This is a genomic window from Ruegeria sp. HKCCA5426, assembly GCF_013034585.1.
Taxonomy (GTDB): domain Bacteria; phylum Pseudomonadota; class Alphaproteobacteria; order Rhodobacterales; family Rhodobacteraceae; genus Ruegeria.
Map to the genome: position 1 here is coordinate 391,464 of NZ_WQGH01000005.1, position 15,676 is coordinate 407,139.

Annotated in this window: 11 protein-coding genes, 1 tRNA gene and 1 pseudogene; 9 read left to right on the plus strand and 4 right to left on the minus strand. The window is 55.7% G+C overall.

Going from position 1 to position 15,676, the window contains the following annotated elements; translation table 11 throughout:
* Positions 1-61: 61 nt before the first annotated feature.
* The gene (locus GOV87_RS11400) at positions 62-490 is read right to left on the minus strand and encodes a hypothetical protein (RefSeq protein ID WP_171211826.1); all 429 of its coding nucleotides are present in this window, start codon (positions 488-490) and stop codon (positions 62-64) included.
* Between the two features lie 90 nt (positions 491-580).
* Positions 581-2,767, minus strand: coding sequence for an excinuclease ABC subunit UvrB (gene uvrB, locus GOV87_RS11405; protein ID WP_171211827.1), 2,187 nt, complete (start codon positions 2,765-2,767; stop codon positions 581-583).
* A 300-nt stretch (positions 2,768-3,067) separates the two neighbouring features.
* On the opposite strand from uvrB, the gene GOV87_RS11410 reads away from it, so the two are divergent.
* The 9 genes from GOV87_RS11410 to GOV87_RS11450 all read left to right on the plus strand — a co-directional run bounded on the left by GOV87_RS11410 (position 3,068) and on the right by GOV87_RS11450 (position 11,843).
* Positions 3,068-3,379, plus strand: coding sequence for an ETC complex I subunit (locus GOV87_RS11410; protein ID WP_171122403.1), 312 nt, complete (start codon positions 3,068-3,070; stop codon positions 3,377-3,379).
* Positions 3,380-3,856, plus strand: a complete 477-nt coding sequence (locus GOV87_RS11415; RefSeq protein ID WP_171211828.1) for a GNAT family N-acetyltransferase — start codon at positions 3,380-3,382, stop codon at positions 3,854-3,856. It begins immediately after the preceding gene.
* A 21-nt stretch (positions 3,857-3,877) separates the two neighbouring features.
* Positions 3,878-3,954, plus strand: a tRNA-Arg gene (locus GOV87_RS11420).
* A 406-nt stretch (positions 3,955-4,360) separates the two neighbouring features.
* Positions 4,361-5,488 carry a LacI family DNA-binding transcriptional regulator gene (locus tag GOV87_RS11425; protein WP_217360831.1) on the plus strand — a complete coding sequence of 376 codons (1,128 nt, stop codon included), beginning with the start codon at positions 4,361-4,363 and terminating at the stop codon, positions 5,486-5,488.
* A 53-nt stretch (positions 5,489-5,541) separates the two neighbouring features.
* Positions 5,542-6,849 (plus strand): ABC transporter substrate-binding protein, encoded by a 1,308-nt coding sequence (locus tag GOV87_RS11430; protein WP_171211829.1) that lies wholly within the window; start codon positions 5,542-5,544, stop codon positions 6,847-6,849.
* A gap of 81 nt (positions 6,850-6,930) precedes the next feature.
* The gene (locus tag GOV87_RS11435; protein WP_171211830.1) at positions 6,931-7,776 is read left to right on the plus strand and encodes a carbohydrate ABC transporter permease; all 846 of its coding nucleotides are present in this window, start codon (positions 6,931-6,933) and stop codon (positions 7,774-7,776) included.
* Entirely contained in the window at positions 7,773-8,606 is an 834-nt protein-coding gene (locus GOV87_RS11440; RefSeq protein WP_171211831.1) for a carbohydrate ABC transporter permease, read from the plus strand. Before GOV87_RS11435 ends, GOV87_RS11440 begins: the two co-directional genes overlap by 4 nt.
* Positions 8,607-8,623: 17 nt before the next feature.
* On the plus strand, positions 8,624-10,732 hold the full coding sequence (locus tag GOV87_RS11445; RefSeq protein WP_171211832.1) for an ADP-ribosylglycohydrolase family protein: 2,109 nt from the start codon (positions 8,624-8,626) through the stop codon (positions 10,730-10,732).
* Positions 10,733-10,772: 40 nt separating this feature from the next.
* On the plus strand, positions 10,773-11,843 hold the full coding sequence (locus tag GOV87_RS11450) for an ABC transporter ATP-binding protein (RefSeq protein ID WP_171211833.1): 1,071 nt from the start codon (positions 10,773-10,775) through the stop codon (positions 11,841-11,843).
* Between the two features lie 998 nt (positions 11,844-12,841).
* On the opposite strand, the gene GOV87_RS11455 is transcribed toward GOV87_RS11450, so the two are convergent.
* The gene (locus GOV87_RS11455; RefSeq protein WP_171211834.1) at positions 12,842-13,987 is read right to left on the minus strand and encodes a hypothetical protein; all 1,146 of its coding nucleotides are present in this window, start codon (positions 13,985-13,987) and stop codon (positions 12,842-12,844) included.
* Positions 13,988-14,158: 171 nt separating this feature from the next.
* Positions 14,159-15,172: pseudogene (locus GOV87_RS11460) on the minus strand (IS481 family transposase).
* Between the last annotated feature and the right edge of the window lie 504 nt (positions 15,173-15,676).

Below are 15,676 nucleotides of genomic sequence, written 5' to 3' on the forward strand. Positions count from 1 at the left end.
ATTCATATTGCTGTGAAAACGCAATGAGAACTATGTCAGGAATGGTTGCGTTCCGGATGCTTTAAGATAGGTTCGCTCCAGCACATTCACGAAAAACCCGCACGGGGTCAGCAGCGCCGTCCAGCGAGAATGTGGCCACATGATCCTGCGTGAATGCGTAGGCTATGCGGTTGTACTCCAACCCATCAAGCACGTTTCCGAAACCCGTATTCGTGACGGTCAAAGAAGTTGCGCCGTCGGATAGAACATGGCGCGATGTAGCAATCTCGATCGGGGACGAGCCTTCAAAACGCATTGCAAACCAAGGGGCCTGTTTCCAAACAGAGTTCGTTTGGGTCACGGTGATTGAATAAAGTGGTTTCGATGGATCGTATGTGAGAAATATTTTCGCCGCGCCGGTCTCGTGCGAAAGCGTGCAAATTGGACCAACTGTTGCATCCCACGCATAGGCAGGCGTGCTAAGGATCAGTGATATCAGAATGGCTCGCATACCTTGAACCTAGCCACAGACTGCGGTTAGGCAAGGCGGTTGAAACAAGCAACGCCAAGTGCTGCGACTTTGAGTTGCGTTGTTAACAGTTTAACGCTTCCGCCGCTTCACATTCCCACCTCGTTGCCCCGGCCTACCCGCCGTTGAACGTCCGCGCGACTTCACCGCGTCTTCGGACGCCTTCTCGACCGCCCACTGACGTGCCATGGGGTCGTCGGCGACGGCGAGATCGACGGCTTCCAGACGTTTGATCTCGTCCCGGATATTGGCGGCCTCTTCGAATTCCAGGTTCTCGGCGGCTTTGCGCATTTGCTCACGCAACCCGTCCAGATGGGCCTCGAGGTTGGCGCCGTGCATCGGTTTGTCGATGGTGGCGGTGACGCGGTTCATATCGACGTCGCCTTCATAAAGCCCGGCCAGAACGTCCTCGACATTCTTTTTCACCGTCTCAGGCGTGATGCCGTGTTCCTCGTTATAGGCGATCTGCTTGGCGCGGCGGCGGTTGGTCTCGTTCAGGGCGCGCTCCATGGAACCGGTGATCTTGTCGGCATACATGATCACGCGGCCATCGGCGTTGCGCGCGGCGCGTCCAATAGTCTGAATCAGCGAGGTCTCGGACCGCAGGAACCCTTCCTTATCCGCGTCCAAAATGGCGACCAGACCGCATTCGGGAATGTCCAACCCCTCACGCAGCAGGTTGATGCCGACCAGCACGTCAAAGGCCCCAAGCCGCAGGTCGCGCAGGATTTCGATCCGCTCGATCGTGTCGATATCCGAGTGCATGTAGCGGACTTTTATTCCCTGCTCGTGAAGGTATTCGGTCAGGTCCTCAGCCATGCGTTTGGTGAGCGTTGTCACCAGCGTGCGGAATCCATTGGCGGTGACCTTGCGTACCTCATCCAGCAGGTCGTCTACCTGCATCGACACGGGGCGGATTTCGACCTCGGGGTCCAGAAGGCCGGTAGGGCGGATCACCTGTTCAGTGAAGACGCCGCCAGTCTGTTCGATCTCCCACTTGGCAGGGGTTGCCGAGACGAATACGGATTGAGGGCGCATGGCGTCCCATTCCTCGAACTTCAGCGGGCGGTTGTCCATGCAGGACGGCAGGCGGAACCCGTGTTCGGCCAGAGTGAACTTGCGCCGATAGTCCCCCCGGTACATGCCGCCGATCTGCGGCACGCTGACGTGGGATTCGTCGGCAAAGACGATGGCGTTGTCGGGGATGAATTCGAACAGGGTTGGGGGCGGTTCACCCGGCGCGCGGCCAGTCAGATAGCGCGAGTAATTCTCGATCCCGTTGCAGACGCCGGTGGCCTCAAGCATTTCCAGATCGAAATTGGTGCGTTGCTCCAGACGTTGGGCCTCCAGCAATTTGCCCTCGCCAACCAACTGGTCCAGCCGGATGCGCAGTTCCTTTTTGATCCCGATGATCGCCTGCTGCATGGTGGGCTTCGGCGTGACGTAGTGCGAGTTCGCGTAGACGCGCACCTGCTCCATCGTGGCGGTTCGTTCGCCGGTTAAAGGGTCGAATTCGGTAATCTGTTCCAGTTCCTCGCCGAAGAAAGACAGCTTCCAGGCGCGGTCCTCGAGGTGGGCGGGCCAGATCTCAAGCGAGTCACCCCGAACCCGGAAGGACCCGCGCTGAAACGCCTGATCGTTGCGGCGATATTGCTGGGCGACCAGATCGGCCATGACTTGCCGCTGGTCATACTCGTGGCCCACCTTCAGATCCTGCGTCATCGCCCCGTAGGTCTCGACCGAGCCGATACCGTAGATGCACGAGACCGAGGCGACGATGATCACATCATCGCGCTCTAGCAGCGCCCGCGTGGCCGAGTGGCGCATCCGGTCGATCTGTTCGTTGATCTGCGATTCTTTCTCGATATAGGTGTCGCTGCGCGGCACATAGGCCTCGGGCTGGTAGTAGTCATAGTAGCTGACGAAATACTCGACCGAGTTTTCGGGGAAGAAGCCCTTGAACTCACCATAAAGCTGCGCGGCCAGTGTCTTGTTGGGCGCAAGGATGATGGCGGGGCGCTGCGTTTCCTCGATCACCTTGGCCATGGTGAAGGTCTTGCCCGTCCCGGTCGCGCCCAGCAGGACCTGATCGCGCTCGCCGTCCATAACGCCACCCGCCAGCTCTTTGATGGCTGTGGGTTGGTCCCCTGCCGCATTGAATTCAGTGTGCATAACGAACTGTTTGCCGCCTTCCAGTTTCAGGCGCGCGCGGACGTCTTCGGCGGTCAGTTGGGTCTTGTCGGAATGGGCATAAGGCATGGGCGGGCTCCGGATCAGGTCCTTACATTTGTTCTTATTTTGTCCAACTGCAAGGCCTGATCCAGATTCTAGTCCCATTACGCGGCTTGAGGCTGGGCTGAGTGTTTCGGCGGTGATGTCCCGGTTGCGCTCTGGGCAAAGCGCTGCGTTTTTTCTGTCTGCACCTCAGCTCTTTCTAGCCCAATCTGATGGCAATAGTTGTCATCAGAGGCAGGGGAATGGGCGCGACAATTGCCACCTTGTCCCGGAGCGCGCTCTGACGCATAAACGTCCTCAGCCAAGCGAGTACGGAGAGGCGACATGCGCGCACGGATTTACCAGCCTGCAAGGAATGCAATGACTTCGGGAATGGCCAAGACCCGCAAGTGGGTACTGGAGTACGCTCCGGCATCCGCGCGTGAGGTTGATCCGCTGATGGGTTGGACGTCATCCAGTGACACGCAGACACAGGTGCGTTTGAAGTTCGACACCAAAGAAGAGGCGTTGGACTATGCCAAGGATAACGGCATCGACGCGCAGGTCAGCGAGCCGCACAAGCGTAAAGCAAACCTGCGATCGCGCGGCTATGGTGAGAATTTTGCCACCGACCGGCGCACTCCCTGGACACACTGAGTGATCGACATTCGGCTGGCCGACCCGACTTCACCGGCGCTGCGTCCGGTGGTTCAGGCTCATTTTGCCCACAGCAAAACAGCAGGTCCTGCTGAAAGCAATCACACGATGGATGCCGAAGGGCTGGCAGGGCCGGGTATTCGGTTTTGGGCGATGTATGACGGGGGTCAGGCCGTAGGCTGCGGTGCGTTAAAGGAGCTTCCGGATGGGACGGCCGAAGTCAAATCTGTTCATGTCCTGGCAGAGGCACGGGGGCGGGGACTGGCGCGCATTATGATGACCCGTTTGGCAGAAATCGCTCGGGCCGAGGGCGTGACTGCGTTAGTTCTGGAGACCGGAGCAGACATTCTTCCTGAATATGACGCGGCGCGAAAACTCTATGAGTCGTTAGGTTATTCCTATTGCGGGCCAATCTTTGGCTACAAAGAGGATCCGAACAGCGCCTTCATGCGCTTGGCTCTTGAACCCCGGTCATAAAAACCGCAAGAAGGGCGCAGCGGTCCCGTAGCTCAACTGGATAGAGCAGCTGACTTCTAATCAGCAGGTTGAGGGTTCGAGTCCTTCCGGGATCGCCATTTTTAGCACCCTCTGAAAAGCCACTGAAAACGGTCAGCCTGCGTATGTCCGTCTGTTGTGCCGAGCATATATTATCGGGCCAAAATGTACCTTGCGATCAGCAAAATTCCGACAATCGAGGCAATTAATATTTCGGGGTTTTGTTCGAAATATCCGACCCAATAAGACAGGTTTGTGCTACTGCCGCCACTTCGTGAACCCGAGCCCGTAAAAGTGTCCGTCGCTATTCCGTATTCAAACATTGTAACATCCTGGTACCCATAAACTGGACGACACTCTATCACAGATCGCCAAATAAATCCCGTGGGCTGGCAATTTGCGGTGGGAATTAAGCTGCGACCCTTATTGCCTCAGAGGGTAAGGGACCGGCCCGTGCCTCCTGTGTTGAAGGCATCTTTTCCGTTTTTGCGCAGCGCAGAAATAAGTGCCAATCGCGTAGGACTATCCCAACTGGCGGCCGAACCGCATGCGAGGACTCGTGCAAGTTATTCGTATGAATTCTTGATTAATACGTATAAATGGAGATTCGAAAGCGTGGCAGCAACACAGAAACAAGTGGCGGAATTGGCGAAGGTTTCGCAAGCAACGGTCTCTTTGGCGCTTAGTCCACAGGGGCGGGCGACGCTTTCAATGGATACAATTCAGGCCGTTGAAGAGGCGGCAAGAGTGCTTGGTTACCGTGCAAACCGTTTCGCCCAGGCACTAAAGAGCGGGCGTACGCATACTATTGGCTGCGTCGTTCCTGACCTGACCAACCCTTTCTACCCGGCGTTGGTGCGCGGGGTACGCAAGGTGGTTGAAGAGAGCAATCACGATATCATCATTTATGACAGCGAAGGCGCACCAGACCGAGAGCGAAGATTTATTGATTGGGCGCAATCGGGTCGTGTAGACGGTGTCGTCGGTGCCTTTTTTAATCTTCGTGTGCCAGACCTTGAGCCACTTCTGGATTCAGGCATCGCAATTTCGCGAATTGAGATTTCTGAGAAATCCGGCGGCGCGCTTCCAGTTGACAATGTTTTTGTTGATAACAAAGCGGCGTCTGCCGCTGCGGCCAAATTCTTGATTGAAAAGGGCTATGGCCCGCTGGCAATCGTTTCTGGACCGGGAGAGCCGAGCGCAACTCGTGTCGCCGGTTTTCTTTGCGAAGCTGGCAATCGTGGATGTGACGTTAAGACTATAGAAGCGCGCTCGCTTAACGAAGAGGGTGGGTTCGCCGCAACGCAGGCCCTTATTGCTGGCGCAGAGCGTCCGCGCGCGATCTTTGCAGTCAACGACTACATGGCCATTGGCGCCCTGCACGCGCTGCATACTGCAGGTTTTTCGGTGCCGGGTGACGTCGCCGTCATGGGTTTCGACGACATCCCTGTCGCGGCCCTTGCCTATCCATCATTGACAACAGTTGCGCAGCCGCAGGCTGAGCTTGGTCGGCGCGCGGCCGAGTGTCTGATGTCGCGCATCAATAGCGAGCGCAGTGGCCCGGGGGTCTCAAAGGAAGTCGAATTTACCATTGTCGAGCGTGCCTCGACATAAAACCGTAGCTGCACAGTCGCGCATTGATCGCGACTGAAGAGGGAGGAACAACCATGCAGAACACAACGATGCTTGCCGCCGCGGCAGTGCTGGGATTGGCGGTGGTGCTGCCGGCGCAAGCACAAGAGATCAGTTGGTGGTACGAAACGGCGAATCCCGAGCAGAAAAAGGCGCTTACGGAAATCCTTGAGCAGCCGTTTGAGGCGGCAAATCCAGGCACAGACGTTGTTCTTGATTACCGCGGGTCCGAGTTGGACAAGCAGCTACGGATCGCGATGCTGTCCGGTCGCGGTCCCGACGTCGTAATGACACCTGGTCCTGCATTTGTGGCCTCGATGGCGCAGGCGGGTCAGCTTTTGGCGCTGGATGACTATGCTGACAGCCTTGGCTGGAATGACCGTATTTTGCCGGTTTTTCTTGAGCTTGGCCGCTATGACGGGTCGCTTTATGCGTTGCCGAAAACCTATGAAACAATCGGCCTTTTCTACAACACAGCCATGTTTGAGGAAAACGGCTGGGAGGCACCGACCACCATCCCGGAAATGGAGGCGCTGGCTGACCAGATGGTAGAGAAAGGCATCGTGCCTTTCGCCGCAGGCAACGCGACGTGGCAAGGGGCGAACGAGTGGTATGTCTCGCTGGTTCTGAACTCGGTTGCGGGTCCGGAAAACACCTATAAGGCCCTCAAAGGTGAAATGCCTTGGACTTCGGAACCGTTCGTTGAGGCGATTTCGACACTGAAGCGTTGGTGGGATAGCGGCTACTTCGGGCCGAATTGCTTTTCGCTTGGTACGGAGCAAGCGTTCGCGACGGTCTCAGATGGGACGGCGGCCATGGCGCCTAACGGAACGTGGAGTTTTCAGTGGATTCCAAGGTATTTCGGCGGTCGGGAAGATGATATCGCTTTCATCGGGTTCCCAAGCGCCGAGGGCCTGCCGACACCGATCTATCCGCTTGGTATCGGCTCGACCTTCTCAATTGCCGCGAACTCTGACGTGCCGGACGAATCTGCGGCCGTTATCAACTATATTTTCGGCGACACCTTCTATGGCGAGATGAATTCGGTTTGGCAGGGTGAGTGGAATACCCCCTTGCGTGACCTGAGCAATGTCGCGGTTGATCCGGGCAGCGTGCCTCAGTATGCCGATGCGATGAAGACTTTGGCCGCCAATGTGGATCAGAACCAGTACGGCTACACGACCTGGACGTTCCTGCCACCGGCGACAGCCAACTTCATAATTCAAGGCATCGAAGAGGTTTGGCTGGGCTCGCGGTCTGTCGAGGACTACCTTGCGCAGGTTGATGAGACGTTCCAGTCGGAACTTGCCGAAGGCAAAGTGCCGGCGACTCCGTCGCGCTGATAACAAGCGCGTCTCCCTGATTGGTGGGGCTGTTCGCATCGCCCCACCACCTTCACCAACAGCGTCCACAGGAGTTGGCCGATGCATCGGTTGTACCTGATCCCCACACTCGTGATTAACTTTGCCATCATTTTACTTCCGGCAATTTTGACGATCGCGCTTGCGTTCTTCCGCTGGGACGGGATCAGCGATCCGGTTTTTGTTGGCTTCGCCAACTTTCGCGAGCTTTACAACGACCGTATCTTTTGGCGTGCGCTGACCAATAACCTAATCTGGACGGCGATCTTCCTGACGATCCCCATTGGGTTCGCCCTGCTGGTCGCGTCGATGCTTTTGATGGTCCGCAAGGGGCGCATGTTGTTGCAGGTGATCTTTTTCCTGCCGATCGTCATCGCAACGGTGATCACCGCGCGCGTTTGGCAGGGCATGATCTTCAATCCGGTCAGTGGCATTTTTGGCTGGCTTGAGAACCACGGGATCTCGCTCACCAACCCGCTTTCTCAGCCAGAAACGTCGCTCTATGGTGTGGCCGCCGTGGACCTTTGGCACTGGTGGGGTTTCCTGGCTGTCATCTTTTTTGCGGCCCTGCGCCAAGTGCCTGTCGAACAAATCGAAGCGGCCCGTCTTGAAGGCGCGACCTTCTTTCAGATGATGCGCTATGTGCTGTTGCCGGGCATCAAGCCGACGATCATGCTGATGATGATCATGACGGTGATTTGGTCATTTCTCGTTTTCGACTTCGTCTTCATTCTGACCCGTGGCGGGCCTGCGTTTTCGAGCGAAGTGCTGTCTACGATGGCCTATCGGCTTGCGTTCTACGATCTGGAAGTCGGAAGGGCGGCGGCGACGGCGCTGGTCATCAGCCTGTTTGGGCTTGTTGCGACATTTTTCTACATTCGGGCGCAGGCCAAGGACGGTGACCTATGAACGGCGCGGACAATCGCACAACGCTGATGCTCACCTATGCCATGCTGGGCATCGCCGCCTTCATCACGCTTTTCCCTATCGCGCTGATGCTACTGAACTCATTCAAGGCAGCGCCAGAGGTTATCCGCGATCCGCTTGCTCTGCCGCAGACCATTCGCTGGGACAACTATACCCGTGCCTGGGCAGACGGCAGTTTCAGTTCGGCGTTTTTGAACTCTGCCATCCTGACCGTGGTCACTATTGTCTTGGTCTGCACCTCCGGTTCGATGACCGCCTATGTTCTGGCGCGCAAAAAGATCAAAAGCTGGCGGTTGGTGACAGCCTACTTGCTGGCAACCACGACCGCGCCGATCCAGCTATTCCTGTTCCCGCTCTATTTCGGCTTTGCGCGACTTGGCCTGATCGACAACGTCTTTGCGGTAGCGTTGATCTATTGCGCGATATTCAGCCCGTTTTCGATCATGCTTTTACGCACTTACTTCCTTGCGATTCCAAAAGAGTTGGAGGAAGCCGCATTAGTGGACGGCGCAACGCATTGGCAAGTGTTCACCAAAGTGATGCTGCCTATCGTGTGGCCTGGCATTCTAACGGTTGCGCTGATTGTGGGGTTGTACACTTGGAATGAATTCCTGATTGCCACGACGTTCCTGCAAGGGCAGGGCAGCATGACGGCAATCGTCTCGTTCTTCCTATTCTCCGGACAATACACGACCGACTGGGGGCAGTTGATGGCGGGAGCGACACTTGTCGTACTTCCTGTCGTCGCCTTGTTCCTTTTCCTGCAGCGCCGCTTCATCGAAGGCATGACCGGCGGGTCGGTCAAAGGTTAAGGAAAGGTTTACCAAGCATGAGTCATCCGCTTCCCTCCGACTATGTCGAGCGCGTCTACGCGGGCGTTCTGGGCAAGCTCATCGGTGTCTATCTGGGCCGCCCGTTTGAGGGCTGGACCTACCAGCGCATCATGAAAGAACTGGGCGAGATCAACTATTTTGTGCATGACCGCCTGGGCGATCCACTGGTCATTACGGACGACGACGTCGCAGGTACGTTTACGTTTGTACGTGCGCTTGAGGACCACCGGCTTTCGTCTGATCTGACGGCCGAAGAGATTGGTAAAACATGGCTCAACTATATTGTTGAAGAACGGTCTATCCTTTGGTGGGGCGGGCGCGGCAACTCGACCGAGCACACGGCGTGGCTAAACCTCGATAAAGGTATCCCGGCCCCGAAAAGCGGTTCGATCGAAACCAACGGGTCAACAGTGGCCGAACAGATCGGCGCGCAGATTTTCATCGACGGCTGGGCGCTTGTTGCCCCCGGACAGCCGCAGCTTGCCGCACGGCTTGCAGAACAGGCAGGAAAGGTCAGTCATGACGGAGAGTCGGTTTACGCAGCAATGCTTTGGGCGGCCATGGAGGCGGAAGCTTTCAACTCGGCCGACGTTGATCATCTGCTGGATACCGGCTTATCAGTGATCCCGGAAAACTGCCTGATTGCACGGCTGATCGCGGATATCCGCAAATGGGCCGGTGCGTCGAATGACTGGACGCAGACACGTCAGAAGATCGAAGACACCTATGGCTATGACAGATATCCGGGAAATTGCCACGTAGTTCCGAACCATGCGCTTATGGTCATGGCGCTTCTACATGCTCCGGATGATTTCCAGCGGGGACAGATGATTGTGAATACAAGCGGCTGGGATACGGATTGCAATGCCGGAAATCTGGGATGCCTGCACGGGATCATGCTGGGCCTAGACGGCATCGACAACGGCCCGGATTGGCGCGGACCTATCTCGGACCGAATGCTTATCTCTTCCGCGGACGGCGGAAACTCAATCACGGACGCGGTGAGGCAGTCGTATTACATTGCCAATCTCGGTGCGGCGCTGGCGGGCCGCGCAGAATTCGACGCTCCTAAAAACGGTGCAAAGTTCCACTTCGCACTTCGCGGATCGACGCAGGGCTTCCAAATGCGATCCGGTCTGCACGCAGTTGAGACAAGCGCCGTTCGAAATGTTGACTTCAACGGAAGCCGGGCATTGTCCATTCGATACGAGGGGCTTGCCGCGGATCTGAATGCGACGGCAACCACGCCAACCTTCACGCCGCCCGAAGTCACCCAAATGCGCACCTACGATCTGATGGCTAGCCCGACGGTCTATAGTGGCCAATGTGTGTCAGCGCAGGTTTTTGCCCCAGCCGAAAACAAGGGCGATGTGCAGGTTTCGCTCGCCATGGGCGTCTATAACGGGGCGGACGGGATCGACCTTTTAGAAGCGGATCCCATCTTGCTCGCCGCAGGCAAGAGTGGGGTCCTTGAATGGACCTTGCCCGATACCGGTGGCCAACCGATCGCCGAGGTCGGATTCGTCATCCGTGCAGCCGATCGAAGGTCGGACGGTCAAGTCATTGCGGACTGGCTGACCTGGAGCGGCACGCCCGACATGGTGTTGCGCCGTCCTGACGGTGACGGAGACTTCTGGTGGCGCGCATGGATTACCGATTGTCAGTTCTTTTCCAAGCGATTCAAGCAACCGTTTCGCATGTCGCAGGGGCGTGGCACAGGCATGATCCTGCAAGGCACACGCGATTGGGCCGACTACCAGATCGACACCGAAATCATGGTGCATTCAGGCGAAAAGGCTGGTGTTGTGGCCCGTGCGCAGGGTCGAAAGCGGTTCTACGCAGTCGAACTTGGCCTTGAGGGAGGGGTGTCGGTCGTGCGGTACATTGACGGTGAGGCAACGATCCTTGCCAGCGCGAACATCGGCTTCAACTATGAAACCGCCATACCGCTGTCGCTATCAATGGTTGGCACAAAAATCCGCGTATCCGTCAATGGAACTGTGCTTGAGGTGGAAGACGATGCCCTTCTATACGGCGCGATGGGCCTGTTTGTCACCGAAGGCGCGGTTTCCGCTGAAACGATCAGAATATCGCCTGCGTCCTGAAACGACCGGACTGAATTAAACAAGACTTGGAGCAAATCTTATGGCGTCAGTTACGCTAACGGCCCTCGGAAAAGACTATGGTTCGGTAAAAGTTCTAAACGATATTTCGGTCGATATCGAAGAGGGAGAGTTCGTCGTACTGGTTGGTCCATCCGGCTGCGGCAAGTCGACCTTGTTGCGGATGATCGCGGGGCTTGAGGATATCACAGAAGGGACCGTTTCAATCGATGGCGAAGTGGTGAATTCAACGCCCCCGAAGGATCGTGACATTGCAATGGTCTTTCAAAACTACGCGCTCTACCCCCACATGACGGTGGCTGAGAACATGGCGTTCTCAATGACGCTTGCTAAGAAGGGCAAGGCCGAAAAGGATCAGCGCGTCAAAGAAGCGGCTGAAATTCTTGGGTTATCCGACCTCTTGGATCGGAAACCAAAGGCACTTTCGGGTGGTCAGCGTCAGCGCGTCGCCATGGGCCGGGCGATCGTGCGCAGCCCTCGTGTTTTTTTGTTCGACGAGCCACTCTCAAACCTCGACGCAAAGTTGCGCGTCGCGATGCGAACCGAAATTCGCGCTTTGCATCAGCGCCTTAGCTCGACCTCAATCTACGTCACTCATGACCAGGTCGAAGCGATGACAATGGCCGATCGCATTGTTGTGCTGAATGATGGTGGGATCGAACAGGTCGGCGCACCATTGGAGCTTTACGACAATCCGGCAAACACGTTTGTAGCAAGTTTCATCGGCTCGCCAGCGATGAACTTTCTGGATGCGCGTGTGTCAGTCGACTCAGAGGGCAAGTCGTTCGTGCTTACGGACGAAACTCGCTTGCAGGCACCTGACTTTGCCTCTCTGAATGACGGGGACAAAGTGACGATTGGAATCCGCCCCGAGTGTTTCGAAGTTGGCAGCCCCGGCATCGACGTCATCGTTGAAGTTGTTGAGCATACTGGTTCTGAGACTCATCTTATGGCGCATTTCGACGGCCAAAAGATCGCGGCAGTTTCCCATGAACGCATTCAGGCACAGTACAATCAACCAATAAGCTTGGGCGCACCACGCGAAAAAATCCTTGTGTTCTCGTCAGCAACGGGAGACCGGATCAGATCTTAAAAAAGTATAATTGCAAGACGTTGAGGGAATGGTGGGTGATGAGAGACTCGAACTCCCGACATCTTCGGTGTAAACGAAGCGCTCTATGCCAAAATCCGTGCTGATCAATGCACTGTATTCCACTGTCGCCACATGCAGCCCGCGTCGCGATATGCCCATGTTGTCAGTGCGTTAATTGTCGCACGTCGCGGTGCCGAACGCAACTCGACAAGTCATGCATCGACAAACTGCAGTGATGGGAAGTTTGCCCAAATCACGCTTTGCGTGCAGCGGAACTGCAGCGGAGGCGCAGCGCTGGATCGCGTATCCAAGTGCACCACCGCCGCTCTTTAGTGTGATACTCCCCCGCCCAAATCCAAAAGCCGGATCTCAGTTGGCGGGTCCTGCAGCAGTGATGTCAGGCGTCACCCCCGGACGGAGTTTGGTTGCTCCATCATATCCAACTTATCCAACACCCTCCTCAAGTTCAGAACTGCAGGATCATTCTGAGGGTCGGCGTCAGGCCCCATAGACCGTCTGAACTGCCGAACGACGTTGCCGAGGTTGGATAGGTTGGATGCGGTTTGATGACGTCCGCTGCACCTATTGAAGACGACATATGAGCAAAAATGCCGGATTTCGTTTTCGAGCACTATGTGGTCGTCTTGTATTGAGCCCGCGCTTCTCGCGTTGCCGTGGTCAGATTGTCTAGAGGACCTCGAGAACGTCGCCAGCGGTCATCCTGGTGCGTACTTATGCAGCCAGTTGCTTCGCTGACAGCGACGGCGCGCCACGCCTTCAGTACGTCGCGGTCTTCCGCGAGCGTCGACTCGATCTCACGCCGCAGCTTGTGGATGTCTTCGTCCGAAAATCGTTCGTGGACCACTCGCCGTCTCCCCTCTCTCGGCAATCGTAGTGGCGCAGTACTAGAGGGGAAAGACAGGGCAATGAGTAGAAAGAGCAGAAGCCCGGCTTAACCCGGACCATTTGGTCGGGCTTTTCTTGCTTTTTCGGGGAGTTCAGCTGGCATCCGATTTCCGAAGAACTTTAGCTATAACATTTCTCGCCCATGTAGAGAGGTTATCTTCCTTTCTAGAGTTGCTATCTGCCTTAGTCCCGGCATTTGAAGCCAGTTCATGAAGAGAATGAACAATCAGGTTGTTCAGGGTTTTCGGGCTCCACTCGCAAAGGATGTCTCTGACATCCAACGCAGATTCATCCAAAGCAACTGGTGCAGCTTCTGCCGTCGCAGGTGGCGAATATGGCAATGTAACTTCAAACTTCGCACTAAGTGCTTCAATTTCATCTCGATTAATCTCATTAATCTTAGCAGTGACCCAAGGCTTAGCTTGGGGTTTGGATTGTTTAACCGAAGAATTGTTTAAACTCCTAAACACTTCGACCAACTCATTGACTTCATGGGTAACTCTATTTTCACCTTTGGCACGGAAACGTTTTTGATAGTCTTGCAGGAGTATCATGGCTTCGGCCGAAATTGACTTGTTCATATTCGGAAGGCTTTTTAGTTTTCCGCCCACTTGGGTATCCATGTGTTCATTGATTAGCTGACCAAAGTGGTTGACGACATCGGTTACAGAGTCATATGCCACTGCTTCTAGCTGAGTGTTTTCGCGCTTAGTCCACTTTCCGAGAGACCCACAATAATTCATGCGAAACCCAGAAGGCGGTGGGAGTGCCGCGCTCCCACGCAGGACTTGTTGAGCCATACTGACGTATAACCCCACCGGTTCCCTCAGAAATGCGACGACCAAAGGCTGCTGAAACCCGCATTCTCTGCAAAGATCAAAGAACTTCCCGATGTCGTCCGGCCTGTAACCGAATAGGAGTTCAGCTGACAAGACTACGCGCTCTGCTCCCTTCAGTTCATTGAGAAATCTTGAGCCCTCCGTCTTCTTTAAACGCTCGCTGTCAACGTCACCGTACAGCAAACGACTACTTCTCCCCCAGTTCTTGGGGTCTCTAATTATGACGTCCAAAATTTCGTTATGGTTGTCTAAAATTTCGTTACGGCTTATGCGATTGATGAGCCCTCTTGGGTAAACCACGCCTGAAGACTTTAGAGTTTCCCGCGCATTCGCAAGCGCGTTCTGAATCGCTGTTGTACCTGTCTTCGGTGAGCCGATATGAACGATTAGTTTTTTCATAAGCTTAGAATAATCCTATAATCCCATGGTTCCGATACGAACCAGTTGAGGGGTAACCTGACTAAATTAGATGCTTCCCGCAACGTCCTTTTGGGTTGAACGCATCTTTCGCGGGCAACTAGGTGGCGTAGTAGTACCCCGCCGCCTAAAAACGCTCATCAAGTTCGCGCCCTAGGTGTTCAGACTCGGCATTTGGTGGATCGGATTGACGATGAATCGATCTGGCTCTGTAGTCCAGATCTTGTAGATGTATTTGTCTGGTGTCAGGGTAGAGCATTGTGCGCCATCGGTTCTAGAACGATGGTCGACGAGCGTCTTTAGACGACATGCGAAGTTGTAGGCATCGAGGAAGTCGGCGAGGTGGCTGCGCAGCTGATCATGGCTGTCGTAGTGGTAGCGTTTCACCGTGGCATCCGTGATGGTCCTGTTCATCTGCTCCTCTTGTCCGTTGGTCCATGGGTGGTTTGGCTTTGTCAGGCGGCGCTCGATCCCATTCGCCTCACAAATCATGTCGAACCGCATCGGCCATAAGATGATCGGCCATAAGATGATGGTGTTCCGTTTCCGCGGCTGCTCGGCAAACTGCATGCCGTTATCTGTAAGGATGGTGTGGATGCGCTAAGGCACGGCATCGAAAGGCTATTCGAGGAATTCCCAGGCCGTCTTGCGATTGGCTTTCTCCACCAGTTGCGCCACCGCAAACTTGCTGGTGCGATCAATAGCAACGACGAGATGGAGCTTGCCTTCCTCTGTCCTGACTTCGGCGATGTCGATGTGAAAGAAGCCGATCGGTCAGCGCCTGAACTTCTGCCCTTTCGGCTTGTTACCGTTCACATCCGCCAGGCGCGATTACCATGGCGCTGAAGACAGCGATGCACAGAAGAACGCGTCAGGTGCGGGATCGTCGGCTGCAAGGCGTAAAGGCAGCCGTCCAGGGGCAGTAGCGCATGCCGCCTGAACGCCACGATCAAGGCTTCCTCGTCCTCGCTGAGAACGGTTGAGCGCGGCTCCTTCGGGCCAGTCCTATGACCCTCGACAGTCTTTCGTTTCTGCCACTTCGCGACCGTCTACTGATTGATCCCGAACACCCGGCTCAACTCCGCGGTCGAAGCTTGCGATCGCTGAATGGCTGCTCTGACACCCTACGTGATCGTGGCGTATCTGTCCCATAAGGCGTCCTTCCATTCCAACGAATGGATCACACCATCAAACCCTGGGATCAAACAAGTCCGCATGCCGTCATTGAGACAAAATCATCTGAGGTCCACCTTTTCTCATAGCGGTCATCTGTCTTCGCCAGTCGAAGTGGATTCCGCCAGTAGTCGAGCTTACGGGAGTTTTAGCCGCAGCGCTTGGCACACGTCCCTTCGGACGCCTTCGGCGGGATCAGTTAGGCAGAGTACTCGTCGGGCATGGGCGGCACTATCCTCCTGCTAGACCCAATACGTACACCCCGCATAACGCTGATGCTGTCCAATGCGACGTCATCGAAGTACGCCTTCAATCTCAGAAGGCATCCATGCCGGCCAGTGCGCTGCAGCCAGCCTAGTGCTGCGACCAGATCGATACTGTAGGTTCCCTCAGTCAACATTGGCACGGGGTCAGGTTCTCCGCGCTTTCGTGCGCGAAGCCGGGCAGCACGTACAGTCTGCGGCAACAAGCCCGCAATTGTGTAGAACTCGTGCGCTG